At 61.0% G+C, this 23809-nt stretch carries 1 protein-coding gene (cut by a window edge); it reads left to right on the forward strand.

The window, feature by feature from the left end:
• A protein-coding gene (locus tag MRBLPB4O_RS00665) for an immunoglobulin-like domain-containing protein (RefSeq protein WP_341797249.1) crosses the window boundary here: on the forward strand, nt 1–23809 show its 5' portion. Its footprint extends 4697 nt past the window's final position; only the first 23809 of its 28506 coding nucleotides appear in the window; the start codon lies at nt 1–3; its stop codon lies beyond the right edge, outside the window.

Genomic DNA, 23809 nt, shown 5'->3' on the forward strand with positions numbered 1-23809 from the left:
ATGAGCAGCGTTGTAGCCATCGTCAAAAGCATTGTCGGCCAGGTTATTGCGGTATCCCCAGAGGGCATTCGTCGTGTGCTCATCGAAGGGGACCGCCTGCTGGCAGGTGAGGAAGTGCTCACTGGCCCGGGCGGCGCAGTTACTTTGGAGCTAGCCGATGGCCGTCTGCTTGACCTGGGCCGCGACAGCCAGTGGAGCGCCGATGCGCCTGACAGCAGCACCGACCTGAGCCAGGCGACCGCACAGGCCGCGCCGTCGGTAGAAGAGCTGCAACAGGCGATCGCGGCCGGTGTCGACCCGACTACCGAACTTGAAGCCACCGCAGCCGGCCCGTCCGCAGCGGGCGGCGGCGGCGCGCTTGGCGGTGGTCACAGCTTCGTGATGCTCGAAGAAACCGCGGGTCGGGTCGATGCTACCGTTGGCTTCCCGACGGAAGGGCTGGGCTTTGCTACCGTGCTCGACAGCGAAGAGGTTGGCTTGCTGGATACCACCAGCAATAACCAGGTGACTACGCCGACGATCGACACCAACGTTGCTACCGACCTGATTCTTGGCGCCACTCCTTCCATCAGCGAAGCGGGTGGCATAATCGTCTATACCGCCACGGTTGGCCAGGCACCGACCACCAACCTGGTCGTCACCCTGTCCAATGGTGCCGTAATCGTCATCCCGGCCGGGCAGACCAGCGGCAGCGTCAATGTCGTGGTCCCGGCAAATGACACGCCTTATATCGACGGTGGCCAGATCTCGGCAACTGTAACGGGTACCACTGGCGGCAACGGCCTGACGGTGACAGTGCCGCAAACGCCGGCAGTCACCCAGGTTACCGATACCATCGACACCACCACTGCGACGCTGACGGCGAATCCGTCGGTGACCGAAGGTGGCGTGATCACCTACACCGTGACCCTGAGCAACCCTGCCCAGACTCCGGTGACCGTTACGCTGTCCAACGGGCAGGTAATCACCATCGAAGCTGGCAAGACCCAAGGCAGCGTCGACTTCCAGACCCCGGCGAACGACGTCTACAACAATGGTTCGACCGTCAGTACCACGATCACCGGCGCTACCGGTGGCAACTTCGAGCAACTGACGCCGAACCCTGCACCGGCTGAGACGGTAATCAGTGACTCGGTCGATAACACGACCGCCACTCTGACTGCTTCGCCGAGCGTCACTGAAGGCGGCGTGATTACCTACACCGTGACCCTGAGCAACCCTGCCCAGACGCCGGTGACTGTGACACTGTCCAACGGCCAGACCATCACCGTTGAGGCCGGCAAAACCCAGGGCAGCGTTGATTTCCAGACCCCGGCGAACGACGTCTACAACAACGGCTCGACCGTCAGCGTCACCATCGAAAACGCCACCGGCGGTAACTTCGAGCAACTGACCCCGAACCCGACTCCGGCTCAGACCACGATCAACGACTCGGTCGATAACACCACTGCGACCCTGACCGCTTCGCCAAGCGTCACTGAAGGTGGCGTAATCACCTACACCGTGACCCTGAGCAACCCTGCCCAGACTCCGGTAACCGTGACCCTGTCCAACGGCCAGACCATCACCGTTGAGGCTGGCAAAACCCAGGGCAGTGTCGACTTCCAGACCCCGGCGAACGACGTCTACAACAACGGCTCGACTGTCAGCGTCACCATCGAAAACGCCACCGGCGGCAACTTCGAGCAGCTGACCCCGAACCCGACCCCGGCTCAGACCACGATCAACGATTCGGTCGACACCACCACTGCGACTTTGACTGCTTCGCCAAGCGTTACTGAAGGCGGCGTGATCATCTACACCGTGACCTTGAGCAACCCTGCCCAGACTCCGGTGACTGTGACCCTGTCCAATGGCCAGACCATCACCGTTGAAGCCGGCAAGACCCAGGGCAGCGTTGATTTCCAGACTCCGGCGAATGACGTCTACAACAACGGCTCGACTGTCAGCGTCACCATCGAAAACGCCACCGGCGGTAACTTCGAGCAACTGACCCCGAACCCGACTCCGGCTCAGACCACGATCAACGACTCGGTCGATAACACCACTGCGACCCTGACCGCTTCGCCAAGCGTCACTGAAGGTGGCGTAATCACCTACACCGTGACCCTGAGCAACCCTGCCCAGACTCCGGTAACCGTGACCCTGTCCAACGGCCAGACCATCACCGTTGAGGCTGGCAAAACCCAGGGCAGTGTCGACTTCCAGACCCCGGCGAACGACGTCTACAACAATGGTTCGACCGTCAGTACCACGATCACCGGCGCTACCGGTGGCAACTTCGAGCAACTGACGCCGAACCCTGCACCGGCTGAGACGGTAATCAGTGACTCGGTCGATAACACGACCGCCACTCTGACTGCTTCGCCGAGCGTCACTGAAGGCGGCGTGATTACCTACACCGTGACCCTGAGCAACCCTGCCCAGACGCCGGTGACTGTGACACTGTCCAACGGCCAGACCATCACCGTTGAGGCCGGCAAAACCCAGGGCAGCGTTGATTTCCAGACCCCGGCGAACGACGTCTACAACAACGGCTCGACCGTCAGCGTCACCATCGAAAACGCCACCGGCGGTAACTTCGAGCAACTGACCCCGAACCCGACTCCGGCTCAGACCACGATCAACGACTCGGTCGATAACACCACTGCGACCCTGACCGCTTCGCCAAGCGTCACTGAAGGTGGCGTGATCACCTACACCGTGACCCTGAGCAACCCTGCCCAGACTCCGGTAACCGTGACCCTGTCCAACGGCCAGACCATCACCGTTGAGGCTGGCAAAACCCAGGGCAGTGTCGACTTCCAGACCCCGGCGAACGACGTCTACAACAACGGCTCGACTGTCAGCGTCACCATCGAAAACGCCACCGGCGGCAACTTCGAGCAGCTGACCCCGAACCCGACCCCGGCTCAGACCACGATCAACGATTCGGTCGACACCACCACTGCGACTTTGACTGCTTCGCCAAGCGTTACTGAAGGCGGCGTGATCATCTACACCGTGACCTTGAGCAACCCTGCCCAGACTCCGGTGACTGTGACCCTGTCCAATGGCCAGACCATCACCGTTGAAGCCGGCAAGACCCAGGGCAGCGTTGATTTCCAGACTCCGGCGAATGACGTCTACAACAACGGCTCGACTGTCAGCGTCACCATCGAAAACGCCACCGGCGGTAACTTCGAGCAACTGACCCCGAATCCGACTCCGGCTCAGACCACGATCAACGATTCGGTAGACACCACCACCGCAACTCTGACGGCGACCCCTTCGGTGACCGAAGGTGGCGTAATCACCTACACCGTGACCCTGAGCAACCCTGCCCAGACTCCGGTAACCGTGACCCTGTCCAACGGCCAGACCATCACCGTTGAGGCTGGCAAAACCCAGGGCAGTGTCGACTTCCAGACCCCTGCGAACGACGTCTACAACAACGGTTCGACTGTCAGCGTCACCATCGAGAACGCCACCGGCGGCAACTTCGAGCAGCTGACCCCGAACCCGACCCCGGCTCAGACCACGATCAACGATTCGGTCGACACCACCACTGCGACTTTGATTGCTTCGCCAAGCGTTACTGAAGGCGGCGTGATCACCTACACCGTGACCCTGAGCAACCCTGCCCAGACTCCGGTGACTGTGACCCTGTCCAATGGCCAGACCATCACCGTTGAAGCCGGCAAGACCCAGGGCAGCGTTGATTTCCAGACTCCGGCGAATGACGTCTACAACAACGGCTCGACTGTCAGCGTCACCATCGAAAACGCCACCGGCGGTAACTTCGAGCAACTGACCCCGAACCCGACTCCGGCTCAGACCACGATCAATGACTCCGTCGACACCACCACCGCGACCCTGACGGCGAGCCCGTCGGTGACCGAGGGTGGCGTGATTACCTACACCGTAACCCTGAGCAACCCTGCCCAGACGCCAGTGACCGTGACCCTGTCCAATGGCCAGACCATCACTGTTGAGGCCGGCAAAACCCAGGGCAGCGTTGATTTCCAGACTCCGGCGAATGACGTCTACAACAACGGCTCGACTGTCAGCGTCACCATCGAAAACGCCACCGGCGGTAACTTCGAGCAACTGACCCCGAACCCGACTCCGGCTCAGACCACGATCAACGATTCGGTCGACACCACCACCGCGACCCTGACGGCTTCGCCAAGCGTCACTGAAGGCGGCGTAATCACCTACACCGTGACCCTGAGCAACCCTGCCCAGACTCCGGTGACTGTAACCCTGTCCAACGGCCAGACCATCACCGTTGAAGCCGGTAAAACCCAGGGCAGCGTCGACTTCCAGACCCCGGCGAACGACGTCTACAACAACGGTTCAACTGTCAGCGTCACCATCGAAAACGCCACCGGCGGTAACTTCGAGCAACTGACCCCGAATCCGACCCCGGCTTCGACTGTTATCAGCGACAGCATCGATACCGTAACCGTAAGCATCGTCAGCAACGGCAATGTGACCGAAGACCAGCAACCTTCCTTTACTGTGAAAGTAAGCCAGGCGCTGGACCGCCCGTTGACCGTAACTCTGTCGAACGGCGACACCGTGACGATCGAAGCCGGTAAGACCGAAGTCGAGTACAAGACCCCGGCTCAGGGCGATGACGTCTATCAAGACGCTGGATCCATCACCCTCAGCGTTACCGACGCTACCGTTCCAGGCGCCACCTTCGAGAAGCTGGACTTGGGTGGCCCGGCTACCGTTGAGGTCTCGGACACTGTCAGTGAAGTTGTGGCCAAGCTGACCGCGACCCCTTCGGTGACCGAAGGCGGCGAAATCACCTACACCATCACCCTGACCAACAAAGATGGCCTGCCGATCAACAACCACGGTGCCTTGACCTTTACGCTGAGCGACGGCAAAACCGTCATCACCGTACCGGCCAATGGCACCAGCGGTTCGATCACCGTCACTGCTCCTGACAACGTCTACGTCGGCAGCAACACCCCGGTGGTGCAGTCGATTGCGACTGTTGCGGGCGCGGATGTCGGCAAGTTCGAACAGCTGACCCTGGACCAGACCCCGGTCAGCACTACTGTCACCGACGAACCAGGTTCGGGCACTCCGGGCACCGGTAACCAGGGCGACCTGGTCCAAGTCACCATTACTGCCGACCAGACTTCGGTGGCCGAGAACGTCAAACCGACGTTCACCGTGCATATCAACCAACCGCTTGCTCACGACCTGGTCGTGACACTGAGCAACAACGCTCAGGTCACCATCAAGGCCGGCGAAACCAGCGCGCCGTACGAGCACGCTGCGCAGGGCGATGACGTTTACCAAGACGCCGGCGAAATTTCCCTCGGCATCAAGTCGGCGGTGGACGCCACCGGCGCTGCCTTCGAGAACCTGCAGTTGGGCGGTGACGCTTCGGTCAAAGTGACCGACACCATCGACGAAGTGGTAGCCAAGCTGACCGCGACGCCTTCGGTCACCGAAGGTGGCGAGATCACCTACACCATCACGCTGACCAACAAAGACGGTCTGCCGATCAACAACCATTCGGAGCTGTACTTCAAGCTGACCGATGGCACGACGGTTGTTGTGGCTGCCAACAGCACCACCGGTTCGGCCACTGCAACCGCACCGGATAACGTCTATGTTGGAGCTAACCAGCCGGTAGTTAACGCTATCGATGCCGTCAGCGGCGCGGATGCGTGGAAGTTTGAAAACCTGAACCTGGACAAGACCCCGGTCAGCACCCAGGTTACTGACGAGCCAGGCACCCCAGGCAACGAAGGCGATATCGTCAAGGTCACCATCACCGCTGACCAGGTTTCGGTCGCCGAGAACGTCAAACCGACCTTCACCGTGCACATCAACACCGCTCTGGCGCACGACCTGGTCGTGACCCTGAGCAACAACGCTCAGGTCACCATCAAGGCCGGCGAAACCAGCGCACCGTACGAGCACGCTGCGCAGGGCGATGACGTTTACCAAGACGCCGGCGAAATTTCCCTCGGCATCAAGTCGGCGGTGGACGCCACCGGCGCTGCCTTCGAGAACCTGCAGTTGGGCGGTGATGCTTCGGTCAAAGTGACCGACACCATCGACGAAGTGGTAGCCAAGCTGACCGCGACGCCTTCGGTTACCGAAGGTGGCGAGATCACCTACACCATCACGCTGACCAACAAAGACGGTCTGCCGATCAACAACCATTCGGAGCTGTACTTCAAGCTGACCGATGGCACGACGGTTGTTGTGGCTGCCAACAGCACCACCGGTTCGGCCACTGCAACCGCGCCGGATAACGTCTATGTCGGGACTAACCAGCCGGTGGTGAATGCCATCGACGCCGTCAGCGGCGCGGACGCGTGGAAGTTTGAAAACCTGAACCTGGACAAGACCCCGGTCAGCACCCAGGTTACCGACGAACCAGGCACCCCAGGCAACGAAGGCGACCTGGTCAAGGTCACCATCACGGCTGACCAGACTTCGGTGGCGGAAAACGTCAAACCGACGTTCACCGTACACGTCAACCAACCGCTGGACCACGACCTGGTCGTGACCCTGAGCAACAACGTGCAGGTCACCATCAAGGCGGGCGACACCAGCGCGCCATACGAGCACGCTGCACAAGGCGATGACGTTTACAATGACGCTGGCCAGATCAGCCTGGGCATCAATTCGGCGGTAGACGCCACTGGTGCTACCTTCGAGAACCTGCAACTGGGCGGTGCCGCTACCGTTCAAGTGACCGACACCGTCGACGAGGTTGTGGCCAAGTTGACTGCGACCCCTTCGGTCACCGAAGGCGGCGAGATCACCTACACCATCACGCTGACCAACAAAGACGGTCTGCCGATCAACAACCATGGCGCCCTGACCTTCACGCTGAGCGACGGCAAAACCGTCATCACCGTACAGGCCAACGGCACTACCGGTTCGATCACCGTGACTGCTCCGGACAACGTTTACGTTGGTAGCAACACCCCGGTGGTACAGTCGATCGCAACTGTTGCTGGCGCTGACGTCGGCAAGTTCGAGCAACTGACCCTGGACAAAACCCCGGTCAGCACCACCGTTACTGACGAGCCAGGCACTCCGGGCAACGAAGGCGACCTGGTCAAGGTCACCATCACTGCCGACCAGACTTCGGTAGCCGAGAACGTCAAACCGACGTTCACCGTGCACATCAACCAGCCGCTGGACCACGATCTGGTCGTGACCCTGAGCAACAACGCTCAGGTCACCATCAAAGCCGGTGATACCAGCGCGCCGTATACCCACGATGCGCAGGGCGACGACGTCTACAACGACGCCGGTGAGATCAGCTTGGGCATCAAGTCCGCTGTGGACGTTGACGGCCGTACCTTCGAAAACCTGGAGTTGGGCGGCTCGGCGAAGGTCGACGTCACCGACACCACCGACGAAGTGGTGGCGAAACTGACCGCCACCCCTTCGGTGACCGAAGGCGGCGAGATCACCTACACCATCACCCTGACCAACAAAGACGGTCTGCCGATCAACAACCATGGCGCCCTGACCTTCACGCTGAGCGACGGTAAAACCGTCATCACCGTACCGGCCAATGGCACTACTGGTTCGATCACTGTCGCCGCTCCGGACAACGTCTACGTCGGCACCAACCCAGCAGTGGTCAACTCCATCGCGACCGTTGCGGGCGCTGACGTCGGCAAGTTCGAGCAACTGACCCTGGACAAAACCCCGGTCAGCACCATCGTTACCGATGAGCCAGGTACCCCGGGCAACCCAGGCGGCAACAACGAAGGCGATCTGGTCAAAGTCACCATCACGGCCGACCAGACTTCGGTGGCCGAGAACGTCAAACCGACCTTCACCGTGCACATCAACACCGCTCTGGCGCACGACCTGGTCGTGACCCTGAGCAACAACGCTCAGGTCACCATCAAGGCCGGCGAAACCAGCGCGCCGTACGAGCACGCTGCCCAAGGCGATGACGTCTACCAGGATGCTGGCGAAATCACTCTGGGCATCAAGTCGGCGGTAGACGCCACCGGCGCTGCCTTCGAGAACCTGCAGTTGGGCGGTGATGCTTCGGTCAAAGTGACCGACACCATCGACGAGGTTGTGGCCAAGCTGACCGCGACCCCTTCGGTTACCGAAGGCGGCGAGATCACCTACACGGTTACCCTGACCAACAAAGACGGTTTGCCGATCAACAACCATTCGGAGCTGTACTTCAAGCTGACCGATGGCACGACGGTTGTTGTGGCTGCCAACAGCACCACCGGTTCGGCCACTGCAACCGCACCGGATAACGTCTATGTTGGAGCTAACCAGCCGGTAGTTAACGCTATCGATGCCGTCAGCGGCGCGGATGCGTGGAAGTTTGAAAACCTGAACCTGGACAAGACCCCGGTCAGCACCCAGGTTACTGACGAGCCAGGTACCCCAGGCAACGAAGGCGATATCGTCAAGGTCACCATCACCGCTGACCAGGTATCGGTTGCCGAGAACGTCAAACCGACCTTCACCGTGCACATCAACACCGCCCTGGCCCACGACCTGGTCGTGACCCTGAGCAACAACGCCACAGTTACCATCAAAGCGGGCGAAACCAGCGCACCTTACGAGCACGCTGCACAGGGCGATGACGTCTACCAGGATGCCGGCGAAATCACCTTGGGCATCAAGTCGGCGGTAGACGCCACCGGCGCTGCCTTCGAGAACCTGCAGTTGGGCGGTGATGCTTCGGTCAAAGTGACCGACACCATCGACGAAGTTGTGGCCAAGCTGACCGCAAGCCAGTCGGTCACCGAAGGCGGCGAGATCACCTACACCATCACGCTGACCAACAAAGACGGCCTGCCGATCAACAACCATGCGGAGCTGTACTTCAAGCTGACCGATGGCACCACTGTTGTCGTCGCGGCCAACAGCACCACTGGCTCGGCCACTGCAACTGCGCCGGATAACGTCTATGTTGGCGCTAACCAGCCGGTAATTAACGCTATCGACGCCGTCAGCGGCGCGGATGCGTGGAAATTCGAAAACCTGAATCTGGACAAGACCCCGGTCAGTACCCAGGTTACCGACGAGCCAGGCACGCCGGGCAACGAAGGTGACATCGTCAAGGTCACCATCACCGCTGACCAGGTATCGGTTGCCGAGAACGTCAAACCGACCTTCACCGTGCACATCAACACCGCCCTGGCCCACGACCTGGTCGTGACCCTGAGCAACAACGCCACAGTTACCATCAAAGCGGGCGAAACCAGCGCACCTTACGAGCACGCTGCACAGGGCGATGACGTCTACCAGGATGCCGGCGAAATCACCTTGGGCATCAAGTCGGCGGTAGACGCCACCGGCGCTGCCTTCGAGAACCTGCAGTTGGGCGGTGATGCTTCGGTCAAAGTGACCGACACCATCGACGAAGTGGTGGCCAAGTTGACCGCCACCCCTTCGGTCACCGAAGGCGGCGAGATCACCTATACCATCACGCTGACCAACAAAGACGGTTTGCCGATCAACAACCATTCGGAGCTGTACTTCAAGCTGACCGATGGCACCACTGTTGTCGTCGCGGCCAACAGCACCACTGGATCGGCCACTGCAACTGCGCCGGATAACGTTTATGTCGGCGCTAATCAGCCGGTGGTCAACGCTATCGACGCCGTCAGTGGCGCGGATGCGTGGAAGTTTGAAAACCTGAACCTGGACAAAACCCCGGTCAGCACCACCGTTACTGACGAGCCAGGCACTCCGGGCAACGAAGGCGACCTGGTCAAGGTCACCATCACTGCCGACCAGACTTCGGTAGCCGAGAACGTCAAACCAACGTTCACCGTGCACGTCAACCAACCGCTGGACCACGACCTGGTCGTGACCTTGAGCAACAACGCTCAAGTCACAATCAAGGCCGGTGAGACCAGCGCGCCGTACGAGCACGCTGCACAAGGCGATGACGTTTACAATGACGCTGGCCAGATCAGCCTGGGCATCAATTCGGCTGTAGACGCCACCGGCGCTACCTTCGAGAACCTGCAACTGGGCGGTGCGGCCACTGTTCAAGTGACCGATACCACCGACGAGGTCGTGGCCAAGCTGACCGCCACCCCTTCGGTTACCGAAGGCGGCGAGATCACCTACACCATCACGCTGACCAACAAAGACGGTCTGCCGATCAACAACCATGGCGCCCTGACCTTCACGCTGAGCGACGGCAAAACCGTCATCACCGTACCGGCCAACGGCACCAGCGGTTCGATCAGCGTGACTGCCCCGGACAACGTCTACGTTGGCAGCAACCCTGCAGTGGTCAACTCCATTGCGACCGTTGCGGGCGCTGACGTCGGCAAGTTCGAGCAACTGACTCTCGACAAAACTCCGGTCACCACCACCGTTACCGATGAGCCAGGTACCCCGGGCAACCCAGGCGGCAACAACGAAGGCGATCTGGTCAAAGTCACCATCACGGCCGACCAGACTTCGGTGGCCGAGAACGTCAAACCGACCTTCACCGTGCACATCAACACCGCTCTGGCGCACGACCTGGTCGTGACCCTGAGCAACAACGCCACAGTTACCATCAAAGCGGGCGAAACCAGCGCACCTTACGAGCACGCTGCACAGGGCGATGACGTCTACCAGGATGCCGGCGAAATCACCTTGGGCATCAAGTCGGCGGTAGACGCCACCGGCGCTGCCTTCGAGAACCTGCAGTTGGGCGGTGATGCTTCGGTCAAAGTGACCGACACCATCGACGAAGTTGTGGCCAAGCTGACCGCAAGCCAGTCGGTCACCGAAGGCGGCGAGATCACCTACACCATCACGCTGACCAACAAAGACGGCCTGCCGATCAACAACCATGCGGAGCTGTACTTCAAGCTGACCGATGGCACCACTGTTGTCGTCGCGGCCAACAGCACCACTGGCTCGGCCACTGCAACTGCGCCGGATAACGTCTATGTTGGCGCTAACCAGCCGGTAATTAACGCTATCGACGCCGTCAGCGGCGCGGATGCGTGGAAATTCGAAAACCTGAATCTGGACAAGACCCCGGTCAGTACCCAGGTTACCGACGAGCCAGGCACGCCGGGCAACGAAGGTGACATCGTCAAGGTCACCATCACCGCTGACCAGGTATCGGTTGCCGAGAACGTCAAACCGACCTTCACCGTGCACATCAACACCGCCCTGGCCCACGACCTGGTCGTGACCCTGAGCAACAACGCCACAGTTACCATCAAAGCGGGCGAAACCAGCGCACCTTACGAGCACGCTGCACAGGGCGATGACGTCTACCAGGATGCCGGCGAAATCACCTTGGGCATCAAGTCGGCGGTAGACGCCACCGGCGCTGCCTTCGAGAACCTGCAGTTGGGCGGTGATGCTTCGGTCAAAGTGACCGACACCATCGACGAAGTGGTGGCCAAGTTGACCGCCACCCCTTCGGTCACCGAAGGCGGCGAGATCACCTATACCATCACGCTGACCAACAAAGACGGTTTGCCGATCAACAACCATTCGGAGCTGTACTTCAAGCTGACCGATGGCACCACTGTTGTCGTCGCGGCCAACAGCACCACTGGATCGGCCACTGCAACTGCGCCGGATAACGTTTATGTCGGCGCTAATCAGCCGGTGGTCAACGCTATCGACGCCGTCAGTGGCGCGGATGCGTGGAAGTTTGAAAACCTGAACCTGGACAAAACCCCGGTCAGCACCACCGTTACTGACGAGCCAGGCACTCCGGGCAACGAAGGCGACCTGGTCAAGGTCACCATCACTGCCGACCAGACTTCGGTAGCCGAGAACGTCAAACCAACGTTCACCGTGCACGTCAACCAACCGCTGGACCACGACCTGGTCGTGACCTTGAGCAACAACGCTCAAGTCACCATCAAGGCCGGTGAGACCAGCGCGCCGTACACCCACGAGGCGCAGGGCGACGACGTTTACAACGACGCCGGCGAAATCAGTGTCGGCATCAAGTCGGCGGTAGACACTACCGGTGCGACCTTCGAGAACCTGGAGTTGGGCGGCGCTGCGAAAGTGGATGTCACCGACACCACCGACGAGGTCGTGGCCAAGCTGACCGCGACCCCTTCGGTTACCGAAGGCGGCGAGATCACCTACACCATCACCCTGACCAACAAAGACGGTCTGCCGATCAACAACCATGGCGCCCTGACCTTCACGCTGAGCGACGGTAAAACCGTCATCACCGTACCGGCCAATGGCACTACTGGTTCGATCACTGTCGCCGCTCCGGACAACGTCTACGTCGGCACCAACCCAGCAGTGGTCAACTCCATCGCGACCGTTGCGGGCGCTGACGTCGGCAAGTTCGAGCAACTGATCCTCGACAAGACCCCGGTCAGCACCATCGTCACTGACGAGCCAGGCACTCCGGGCAACCCAGGCGGCAACAACGAAGGCGACCTGGTCAAGGTCACCATCACGGCTGACCAGAACTCGGTAGCCGAGAACGTCAAACCGACGTTCACCGTGCACATCAACCAGCCGCTGGACCACGACCTGGTCGTGACCCTGAGCAACAACGCTCAGGTCACCATCAAGGCCGGCGACACCAGCGCGCCATATGAGCACGCGGCACAAGGCGATGACGTCTACAACGACGCTGGCCAGATCAGCCTGGGTATCAATTCCGCGGTAGACGCCACCGGTGCGACCTTCGAGAACCTGCAGCTGGGCGGTGCGGCTACCGTTCAAGTGACCGACACCACCGACGAAGTCGTGGCCAAGCTGACTGCGACGCCTTCGGTGACCGAAGGCGGCGAGATCACTTACACCATCACCCTGACCAACAAAGATGGTCTGCCGATCAACAACCACGGGGCCCTGACCTTCACGCTGAGCGACGGCAAAACCGTCATCACCGTGCCGGCCAATGGCACCAGCGGTTCGATCAGCGTGACTGCTCCGGACAACGTCTACGTTGGCAGCAACACCCCGGTAGTACAGTCGATCGCGACTGTTGCGGGCGCGGATGTCGGCAAGTTCGAGCAGCTGACCCTGGACAAGACTCCGGTGAGCACCACTGTCACCGACGAACCAGGTTCGGGTACTCCGGGCACTGGCAACCAAGGCGACCTGGTGCAGGTCACCATCACCGCCGATCAGACCTCGGTGGCGGAGAACGTCAAACCGACCTTCACCGTGCACGTGAACCAGCCGCTGGACCACGACTTGGTCGTGACCCTGAGCAACAATGCCCAGGTCACCATCAAGGCTGGCGAAACCAGCGCACCGTACACCCACGATGCGCAAGGGGACGACGTTTACAACGATGCCGGTGAAATCAGCGTTGGCATCAAGTCGGCGGTAGACTCCACCGGTGCCACCTTCGAGAACCTGCAGCTGGGCGGTGCGGCTACCGTTCAAGTGACCGACACCACTGACGAAGTGGTGGCCAAGCTGACCGCGACTCCTTCGGTGACCGAAGGCGGCGAGATCACCTACACCATCACCCTGACCAACAAAGACGGTCTGCCGATCAACAACCATGGCGCGCTGACCTTCACGCTGAGCGACGGCAAGACCGTCATCACCGTACCGGCCAATGGCACCAGCGGTTCGATCACCGTCACGGCTCCGGACAACGTCTACGTCGGCAGCAACCCAGCGGTGGTCAACTCCATCGCGACCGTTGCGGGTGCTGATGTTGGCAAGTTCGAGCAACTGACCCTGGACAAGACCCCGGTCAGCACCACCGTCACTGACGAGCCAGGTACCCCGGGCAACCCAGGTACCCCAGGCGGCAACAACGAAGGCGATCTGGTCAAAGTCACCATCACGGCCGACCAGACGTCGGTAGCCGAGAACGTCAAACCGACCTTCACCGTGCACATCAACCAGCCGCTGGACCACGACCTGGTTGTGACCCTGAGCAACAACGCTCAGGTCACCATCAAAGCCGGCGGCACCAGCGCGCCGTACCAGCACGCGGCACAAGGTGATGACGTTTACAACGACGCCGGTGAAATCAGCGTTGGCATCAAGTCCGCTGTGGACGTTGATGGTCGTACCTTCGAAAATCTGGAGCTCGGCGGCTCGGCGAAGGTCGACGTCACCGACACCACCGACGAAGTTGTAGCGAAGCTGACCGCGACGCCTTCGGTCACCGAAGGCGGCGAGATCACCTACACCATCACCCTGACCAACAAAGACGGCCTGCCGATCAACAACCATGGCGCGCTGACCTTCACGCTGAGCGACGGTAAAACCGTCATCACCGTACCGGCCAATGGCACCAGCGGTTCGATCACCGTCACTGCTCCGGACAACGTCTACGTTGGCAGCAATCCAGCGGTGGTCAACTCCATCGCGACCGTTGCGGGTGCTGATGTTGGCAAGTTCGAGCAACTGACCCTGGACAAGACCCCGGTCAGCACCACCGTCACTGACGAGCCAGGTACCCCGGGCAACCCAGGTACTCCAGGCGGCAACAACGAAGGCGATCTGGTCAAAGTCACCATCACCGCCGACCAGACGTCGGTAGCGGAAAACGTCAAACCGACGTTCACCGTGCACATCAACCAGCCGCTGGACCACGACCTGGTCGTGACCTTGAGCAACAACGCTCAAGTCACCATCAAGGCCGGTGAGACCAGCGCGCCGTATACCCACGATGCGCAGGGCGACGACGTCTACAACGACGCCGGTGAAATCAGCGTTGGCATCAAGTCGGCGGTAGACGCCACCGGTGCGACCTTCGAGAACCTGCAGCTGGGCGGTGCGGCTACCGTTCAAGTGACCGACACCACCGACGAAGTCGTGGCCAAGCTGACTGCGACGCCTTCGGTGACCGAAGGCGGCGAGATCACTTACACCATCACCCTGACCAACAAAGATGGTCTGCCGATCAACAACCACGGGGCCCTTACCTTCACGCTGAGCGACGGCAAAACCGTCATCACCGTACCGGCCAATGGCACCAGTGGTTCGATCACCGTCACTGCTCCGGACAACGTCTACGTTGGCAGCAACACCCCGGTAGTACAGTCGATCGCGACTGTTGCGGGCGCGGATGTCGGCAAGTTCGAGCAGCTGACCCTGGACAAGACTCCGGTGAGCACCACTGTCACCGACGAACCAGGTTCGGGTACTCCGGGCACTGGCAACCAAGGCGACCTGGTGCAGGTCACCATCACCGCCGATCAGACGTCGGTGGCGGAGAACGTCAAACCGACCTTCACCGTGCACGTGAACCAGCCACTGGACCACGACCTGGTCGTGACCCTGAGCAACAACGCTCAGGTCACCATCAAGGCCGGCGACACCAGCGCGCCGTACGAGCACGCTGCACAAGGTGATGACGTTTACAACGACGCTGGCCAGATCAGCCTGGGCATCAATTCGGCGGTAGACGCCACCGGCGCTACCTTCGAGAACCTGCAGCTGGGCGGTGCGGCTACCGTTCAAGTGACCGACACCACCGACGAAGTCGTGGCCAAGCTGACCGCGACCCCTTCGGTCACCGAAGGCGGCGAGATCACTTACACCATCACCCTGACCAACAAAGATGGTCTGCCGATCAACAACCACGGTGCCTTGACCTTCACGCTGAGCGACGGCAAGACCGTCATCACCGTACCGGCCAATGGCACCAGCGGTTCGATCAGCGTGACTGCCCCGGACAACGTCTACGTCGGCAGCAACCCTGCAGTGGTCAACTCCATTGCGACCGTTGCGGGTGCTGATGTCGGCAAGTTCGAGCAACTGACCCTCGACAAGACTCCAGTCAGCACCACCGTTACCGATGAGCCAGGTACCCCGGGCAACCCAGGCGGCAACAACGAAGGCGATCTGGTCAAAGTCACCATCACGGCCGACCAGACTTCGGTCGCCGAGAACGTCAAACCGACGTTCACCGTGCACGTCAACCAACCGCTGGACCACGACCTGGTCGTGACCCTGAGCAACAATGCCCAGGTCACCATCAAGGCGGGCGAAACCAGCACGCCGTACACCCACGATGCGCAGGGCGACGACGTCTACAACGACGCCGGTGAAATCAGTGTTGGCATCAAGTCGGCGGTAGACGCTACCGGTGCGACCTTCGAGAACCTGGAGTTGGGCGGCGCTGCGAAAGTGGATGTCACCGACACCACCGACGAAGTCGTGGCCAAGCTGACCGCAACACCTTCGGTCACCGAAGGCGGTGAGATCACCTACACCATCACCCTGACCAACAAAGATGGTCTGCCGATCAACAACCACGGTGCCTTGACCTTCACGCTGAGCGACGGCAAGACCGTCATCACCGTGCCGGCCAACGGCACTACCGGCTCGATCACTGTCACTGCTCCGGACAACGTCTACGTCGGCACTAACCCAGCGGTGGTCAACTCCATCGCGACCGTTGCGGGCGCTGATGTCGGCAAGTTCGAGCAACTGACCCTGGACAAAACCCCGGTCAGCATTCAGGTCACTGACGAGCCAGGTACCCCGGGCAACCCAGGTACCCCAGGCGGCAACAACGAAGGCGATCTGGTCCAAGTTACCATCACGGCTGATCAGACCTCGGTGGCGGAAAACGTCAAACCGACCTTCACCGTGCACATCAATCAACCGCTGGACCACGACCTGGTCGTGACCCTGAGCAACAACGCTCAGGTCACCATCAAGGCCGGCGACACCAGCGCGCCGTACGAGCACGCTGCACAAGGTGATGACGTTTACAACGACGCTGGCCAGATCAGCCTGGGCATCAATTCGGCGGTAGACGCCACCGGCGCTACCTTCGAGAACCTGCAACTGGGCGGTGCCGCTACCGTTCAAGTGACCGACACCACCGACGAAGTTGTGGCCAAGCTGACCGCCACCCCTTCGGTGACCGAAGGCGGCGAGATCACCTACACCATCACCCTGACCAACAAAGACGGTCTGCCGATCAACAACCATGGCGCCCTGACCTTCACGCTGAGCGACGGTAAAACCGTCATCACCGTACCGGCCAATGGCACTACTGGTTCGATCACTGTCGCCGCTCCGGACAACGTCTACGTCGGCACCAACCCAGCAGTGGTCAACTCCATCGCGACCGTTGCGGGCGCTGACGTCGGCAAGTTCGAGCAACTGACCCTCGACAAGACCCCGGTCAGCACCATCGTCACTGACGAGCCAGGCACTCCGGGCAACCCAGGCGGCAACAACGAAGGCGACCTGGTCAAGGTCACCATCACGGCTGACCAGAACTCGGTAGCCGAGAACGTCAAACCGACGTTCACCGTGCACATCAACCAGCCGCTGGACCACGACCTGGTCGTGACCCTGAGCAACAACGCTCAGGTCACCATCAAGGCCGGCGACACCAGCGCGCCATATGAGCACGCGGCACAAGGCGATGACGTCTACAACGACGCTGGCCAGATCAGCCTGGGTATCAATTCCGCGGTAGACGCCACCGGTGCGACCTTCGAGAACCTGCAGCTGGGCGGTGCGGCTACCGTTCAAGTGACCGACACCACCGACGAAGTCGTGGCCAAGCTGACTGCGACGCCTTCGGTGACCGAAGGCGGCGAGATCACTTACACCATCACCCTGACCAACAAAGATGGTCTGCCGATCAACAACCACGGGGCCCTGACCTTCACGCTGAGCGACGGCAAAACCGTCATCACCGTGCCGGCCAATGGCACCAGCGGTTCGATCAGCGTGACTGCTCCGGACAACGTCTACGTTGGCAGCAACACCCCGGTAGTACAGTCGATCGCGACTGTTGCGGGCGCGGATGTCGGCAAGTTCGAGCAGCTGACCCTGGACAAGACTCCGGTGAGCACCACTGTCACCGACGAACCAGGTTCGGGTACTCCGGGCACTGGCAACCAAGGCGACCTGGTGCAGGTCACCATCACCGCCGATCAGACCTCGGTGGCGGAGAACGTCAAACCGACCTTCACCGTGCACGTGAACCAGCCGCTGGACCACGACTTGGTCGTGACCCTGAGCAACAATGCCCAGGTCACCATCAAGGCTGGCGAAACCAGCGCACCGTACACCCACGATGCGCAAGGGGACGACGTTTACAACGATGCCGGTGAAATCAGCGTTGGCATCAAGTCGGCGGTAGACTCCACCGGTGCCACCTTCGAGAACCTGCAACTGGGCGGTGCCGCCACCGTTCAAGTGACCGACACCACTGACGAAGTGGTGGCCAAGCTGACCGCGACTCCTTCGGTGACCGAAGGCGGCGAGATCACCTACACCATCACCCTGACCAACAAAGACGGTCTGCCGATCAACAACCACGGCGCCCTGACCTTCACGCTGAGCGACGGCAAAACCGTCATCACCGTACCGGCCAATGGCACCAGCGGCTCGATCTCCGTGACCGCCCCGGACAACGTCTACGTTGGCACCAACCCAGCGGTGGTCAACTCGATTGCGACCGTTGCGGGTGCTGATGTTGGCAAGTTCGAGCAACTGACCCTCGACAAGACCCCGGTCAGCACCACCGTCACTGACGAGCCAGGCACTCCGGGCAACCCAGGCGGCAACAACGAAGGCGACCTGGTCAAGGTCACCATCACGGCTGACCAGAACTCGGTAGCCGAGAACGTCAAACCGACGTTCACCGTGCACATCAACCAGCCGCTGGACCACGACCTGGTCGTGACCCTGAGCAACAACGCTCAGGTCACCATCAAAGCCGGTGATACCAGCGCGCCGTATACCCACGATGCGCAGGGCGACGACGTCTACAACGACGCCGGTGAAATCAGCTTGGGCATCAAGTCCGCTGTGGACGTTGACGGCCGTACCTTCGAAAACCTGGAGTTGGGCGGCTCGGCGAAGGTCGACGTCACCGACACCACCGACGAAGTGGTGGCGAAACTGACCGCAACACCTTCGGTCACCGAAGGCGGTGAGATCACCTACACCATCACCCTGACCAACAAAGACGGCCTGCCGATCAACAACCACGGCGCCCTGACCTTCACGCTGAGCGACGGCAAGACCGTCATCACCGTACCGGCCAATGGCACCAGCGGTTCGATCAGCGTGACTGCCCCGGACAACGTCTACGTTGGCAGCAACCCAGCAGTGGTCAACTCCATCGCGACCGTTGCGGGCGCGGATGTCGGCAAGTTCGAACAGCTGACCCTGGACAAGACTCCTGTCAGCACCCAGGTCACTGACGAGCCAGGCACTCCAGGCAACCCAGGCGGCACCAACGAAGGTGACTTGGTCAAGGTCACCATCACGGCCGACCAGACTTCGGTCGCCGAGAACGTCAAACCGACGTTCACCGTGCACATCAACCAGCCGCTGGACCACGATCTGGTCGTGACCCTGAGCAACAACGCTCAGGTCACCATCAAGGCCGGCGAGACCAGCGCACCGTACACCCACGATGCGCAAGGCGACGACGTTTACAACGACGCCGGTGAAATCAGCGTTGGCATCAAGTCGGCGGTGGACGCCACCGGTGCGACCTTTGAAAACCTGGAGTTGGGCGGCGCTGCGAAAGTGGATGTCACCGACACCACCGACGAAGTCGTGGCCAAGCTGACCGCGACCCCTTCGGTTACCGAAGGCGGCGAGATCACCTACACCATCACCCTGACCAACAAAGATGGTCTGCCGATCAATAACCACGGCGCCCTGACCTTTACGCTGAGCGACGGCAAGACCGTCATCACCGTGCCGGCCAATGGCACCAGCGGTTCGATCTCCGTGACTGCCCCGGACAACGTTTACGTTGGCAGCAACCCAGCGGTGGTCAACTCCATCGCGACCGTTGCGGGCGCTGACGTCGGCAAGTTCGAGCAACTGACCCTCGACAAAACCCCGGTCAGCACCACCGTTACTGACGAGCCGGGCACCCCAGGCAACGAAGGTGACTTGGTCAAAGTCACCATCACCGCCGACCAGACCTCGGTGGCGGAAAACGTCAAACCGACGTTCACCGTGCACATCAACCAGCCGTTGGACCACGACCTGGTCGTGACCCTGAGCAACAATGCCCAAGTCACCATCAAGGCCGGCGACACCAGCGCGCCATATGAGCACGCGGCACAAGGCGATGACGTCTACAACGACGCTGGCCAGATCAGCTTGGGTATCAATTCCGCGGTAGACGCCACTGGTGCCACCTTCGAGAACCTGCAACTGGGCGGTGCCGCTACCGTTCAAGTGACCGACACCACCGACGAAGTTGTGGCCAAGCTGACCGCCACCCCTTCGGTGACCGAAGGCGGCGAGATCACCTACACCATCACGCTGACCAACAAAGACGGTCTGCCGATCAACAACCATGGCGCGCTGACCTTCACGCTGAGCGACGGCAAGACCGTCATCACCGTACCGGCCAATGGCACCAGCGGTTCGATCAGCGTGACTGCTCCGGACAACGTCTACGTTGGCAGCAACACCCCGGTAGTACAGTCGATCGCGACTGTTACGGGCGCGGATGTCGGCAAGTTCGAGCAGCTGACCCTGGACAAGACTCCGGTGAGCACCACTGTCACCGACGAACCAGGTTCGGGTACTCCGGGCACTGGCAACCAAGGCGACCTGGTGCAGGTCACCATCACCGCCGATCAGACCTCGGTGGCGGAAAACGTCAAACCGACGTTCACCGTGCACATCAACCAGCCACTGGACCACGACCTGGTCGTGACCCTGAGCAACAACGCTCAGGTCACCATCAAGGCCGGCGACACCAGCGCGCCGTACGAGCACGCTGCACAAGGTGATGACGTTTACAACGACGCTGGCCAGATCAGCCTGGGCATCAATTCGGCGGTAGACGCCACCGGCGCTACCTTCGAGAACCTGCAACTGGGCGGTGCCGCTACCGTTCAAGTGACCGACACCACCGACGAAGTTGTGGCCAAGCTGACCGCCACCCCTTCGGTTACCGAAGGCGGCGAGATCACCTACACCATCACGCTGACCAACAAAGACGGTCTGCCGATCAATAACCACGGCGCGCTGACCTTCACGCTGAGCGACGGCAAGACCGTCATCACCGTACCGGCCAATGGCACCAGCGGTTCGAGCACCGTGACTGCTCCGGACAACGTCTACGTCGGCAGCAACCCAGCGGTGGTCAACTCGATTGCGACCGTTGCTGGCGCTGATGTCGGCAAGTTCGAGCAGCTGACCCTGGACAAGACTCCGGTGAGCACCACTGTCACCGACGAACCAGGTTCGGGTACTCCGGGCACTGGCAACCAAGGCGACCTGGTGCAGGTCACCATCACCGCCGATCAGACCTCGGTGGCGGAAAACGTCAAACCGACGTTCACCGTGCACATCAACCAGCCACTGGACCACGACCTGGTCGTGACCCTGAGCAACAACGCTCAGGTCACCATCAAGGCCGGCGACACCAGCGCGCCGTACGAGCACGCTGCACAAGGTGATGACGTTTACAACGACGCTGGCCAGATCAGCTTGGGCATCAATTCGGCGGTAGACGCCACCGGCGCTACCTTCGAGAACCTGCAACTGGGCGGTGCCGCTACCGTTCAAGTGACCGACACCACCGACGAAGTTGTGGCCAAGCTGACCGCCACCCCTTCGGTTACCGAAGGCGGCGAGATCACCTACACCATCACGCTGACCAACAAAGACGGTCTGCCGATCAATAACCACGGCGCGCTGACCTTCACGCTGAGCGACGGCAAGACCGTCATCACCGTACCGGCCAATGGCACCAGCGGTTCGAGCACCGTGACTGCTCCGGACAACGTCTACGTCGGCAGCAACCCAGCGGTGGTCAACTCGATTGCGACCGTTGCTGGCGCTGATGTTGGCAAGTTCGAGCAACTGACCCTGGACAAAACCCCGGTCAGCACTCAGGTCACTGACGAGCCAGGCACTCCGGGCAACCCAGGCGGCAACAACGAAGGCGACCTAGTCAAGGTCACCATCACGGCTGATCAGACCTCTGTGGCGGAAAACGTCAAACCGACCTTCACCGTGCACATCAACCAGCCGCTCGACCACGACCTGGTCGTGACCCTGAGCAACAATGCCCAGGTCACCATCAAGGCCGGCGACACCAGCGCGCCCTACGAGCACGCGGCACAAGGCGACGACGTCTACAAAGACGCCGGCGAAATCAGCCTGGGTATCAAGTCGGCAGCCGACATCGGCGGCCGTACCTTCGAGAACCTGCAGCTGGGCGACGCGGCGAAGGTCAATGTCACCGACACCAACGACGAAGTCATCGCGAAACTGACTGCGACCTCGTCGGTCACCGAAGGTGGCGTGATCACCTACACCGTGACGCTGACCAACAAAGACGGCCTGCCGATCGACAAGCACGGTGCGCTGACCTTTACCCTGGACGATGGCAAAACCACCATCACCATCCCGGCTAACGGTACAACCGGCACTGCCACTGTCACGGCTCCGGACAACGTCTACACCGGCACCAACGCTCCGGTCGTGAAGGCTATCCAGTCGGTCACCGGCGCTGACGTCGGCAAGTTCGAGCAGCTGACTCTGGATAAAACCCCGGTCAGCACCGCCGTCACCGACGAGCCAGGTTCGGGCACTCCGGGCACCGGCAACCAGGGCGACCTGGTGCTGGTGACCATCACCGCCGACCAGACCTCGGTAGCCGAGAACGTCAAACCGACGTTCACCGTGCACATCAACACCGCCCTGGCCAACGACCTGGTCGTGACCCTGAGCAACAACGCTCAAGTCACCATCAAGGCGGGCCAAACCAGCGCGCCCTACGAGCACGCTGCCCAAGGCGACGACGTCTACAAAGACTCCGGTGAAATCAGCCTGGGTATCAAGTCGGCAGCCGACATCGGCGGCCGTACCTTCGAGAACCTGCAGCTGGGCGACGCGGCGAAGGTCAACGTCACCGACACCACCGACGAAGTCGTGGCAAAACTGACCGCGACCCCATCGGTAACCGAAGGTGGCGTGATCACCTACACCGTGACGCTGACCAACAAAGACGGCCTGCCGATCGACAAGCACGGTGCGCTGACCTTTACCCTGGACGATGGCAAAACCACCATCACCATCCCGGCTAACGGTACAACCGGCACTGCCACTGTCACGGCTCCGGACAACGTCTACACCGGCACCAACGCTCCGGTCGTGAAGGCTATCCAGTCGGTCACCGGCGCTGACGTCGGCAAGTTCGAGCAGCTGACTCTGGATAAAACCCCGGTCAGCACCGCCGTCACCGACGAGCCAGGTTCGGGCACTCCGGGCACCGGCAACCAGGGCGACCTGGTGCTGGTGACCATCACCGCCGACCAGACCTCGGTAGCCGAGAACGTCAAACCGACGTTCACCGTGCACATCAACACCGCCTTGGCCAACGACCTGGTCGTGACCCTGAGCAACAACGCTCAAGTCACCATCAAGGCCGGCCAAACCAGCGCGCCCTACGAGCACGCTGCCCAAGGCGACGACGTCTACAAAGACTCCGGTGAAATCAGCCTGGGTATCAAGTCGGCAGCCGACATCGGCGGCCGTACCTTCGAGAACCTGCAGCTGGGCGACGCGGCGAAGGTCAATGTCACCGACACCACCGACGAAGTCGTGGCAAAACTGACCGCGACCCCATCGGTAACCGAAGGTGGCGTGATCACCTACACCGTGACGCTGACCAACAAAGACGGCCTGCCGATCGACAAGCACGGTGCGCTGACCTTTACCCTGGACGATGGCAAAACCACCATCACCATCCCGGCTAACGGTACAACCGGCACTGCCACTGTCACGGCTCCGGACAACGTCTATACCGGCACTAACGCTCCGGTCGTGAAGGCCATCCAGTCGGTCACCGGCGCGGATGTCGGCAAGTTCGAGCAGCTGACGCTGGACAAGACCCCGGTCAGCACCGCCGTCACCG

Source organism: Pseudomonas sp. LPB4.O (assembly GCF_038383825.1).
GTDB lineage: Bacteria > Pseudomonadota > Gammaproteobacteria > Pseudomonadales > Pseudomonadaceae > Aquipseudomonas > Aquipseudomonas putida.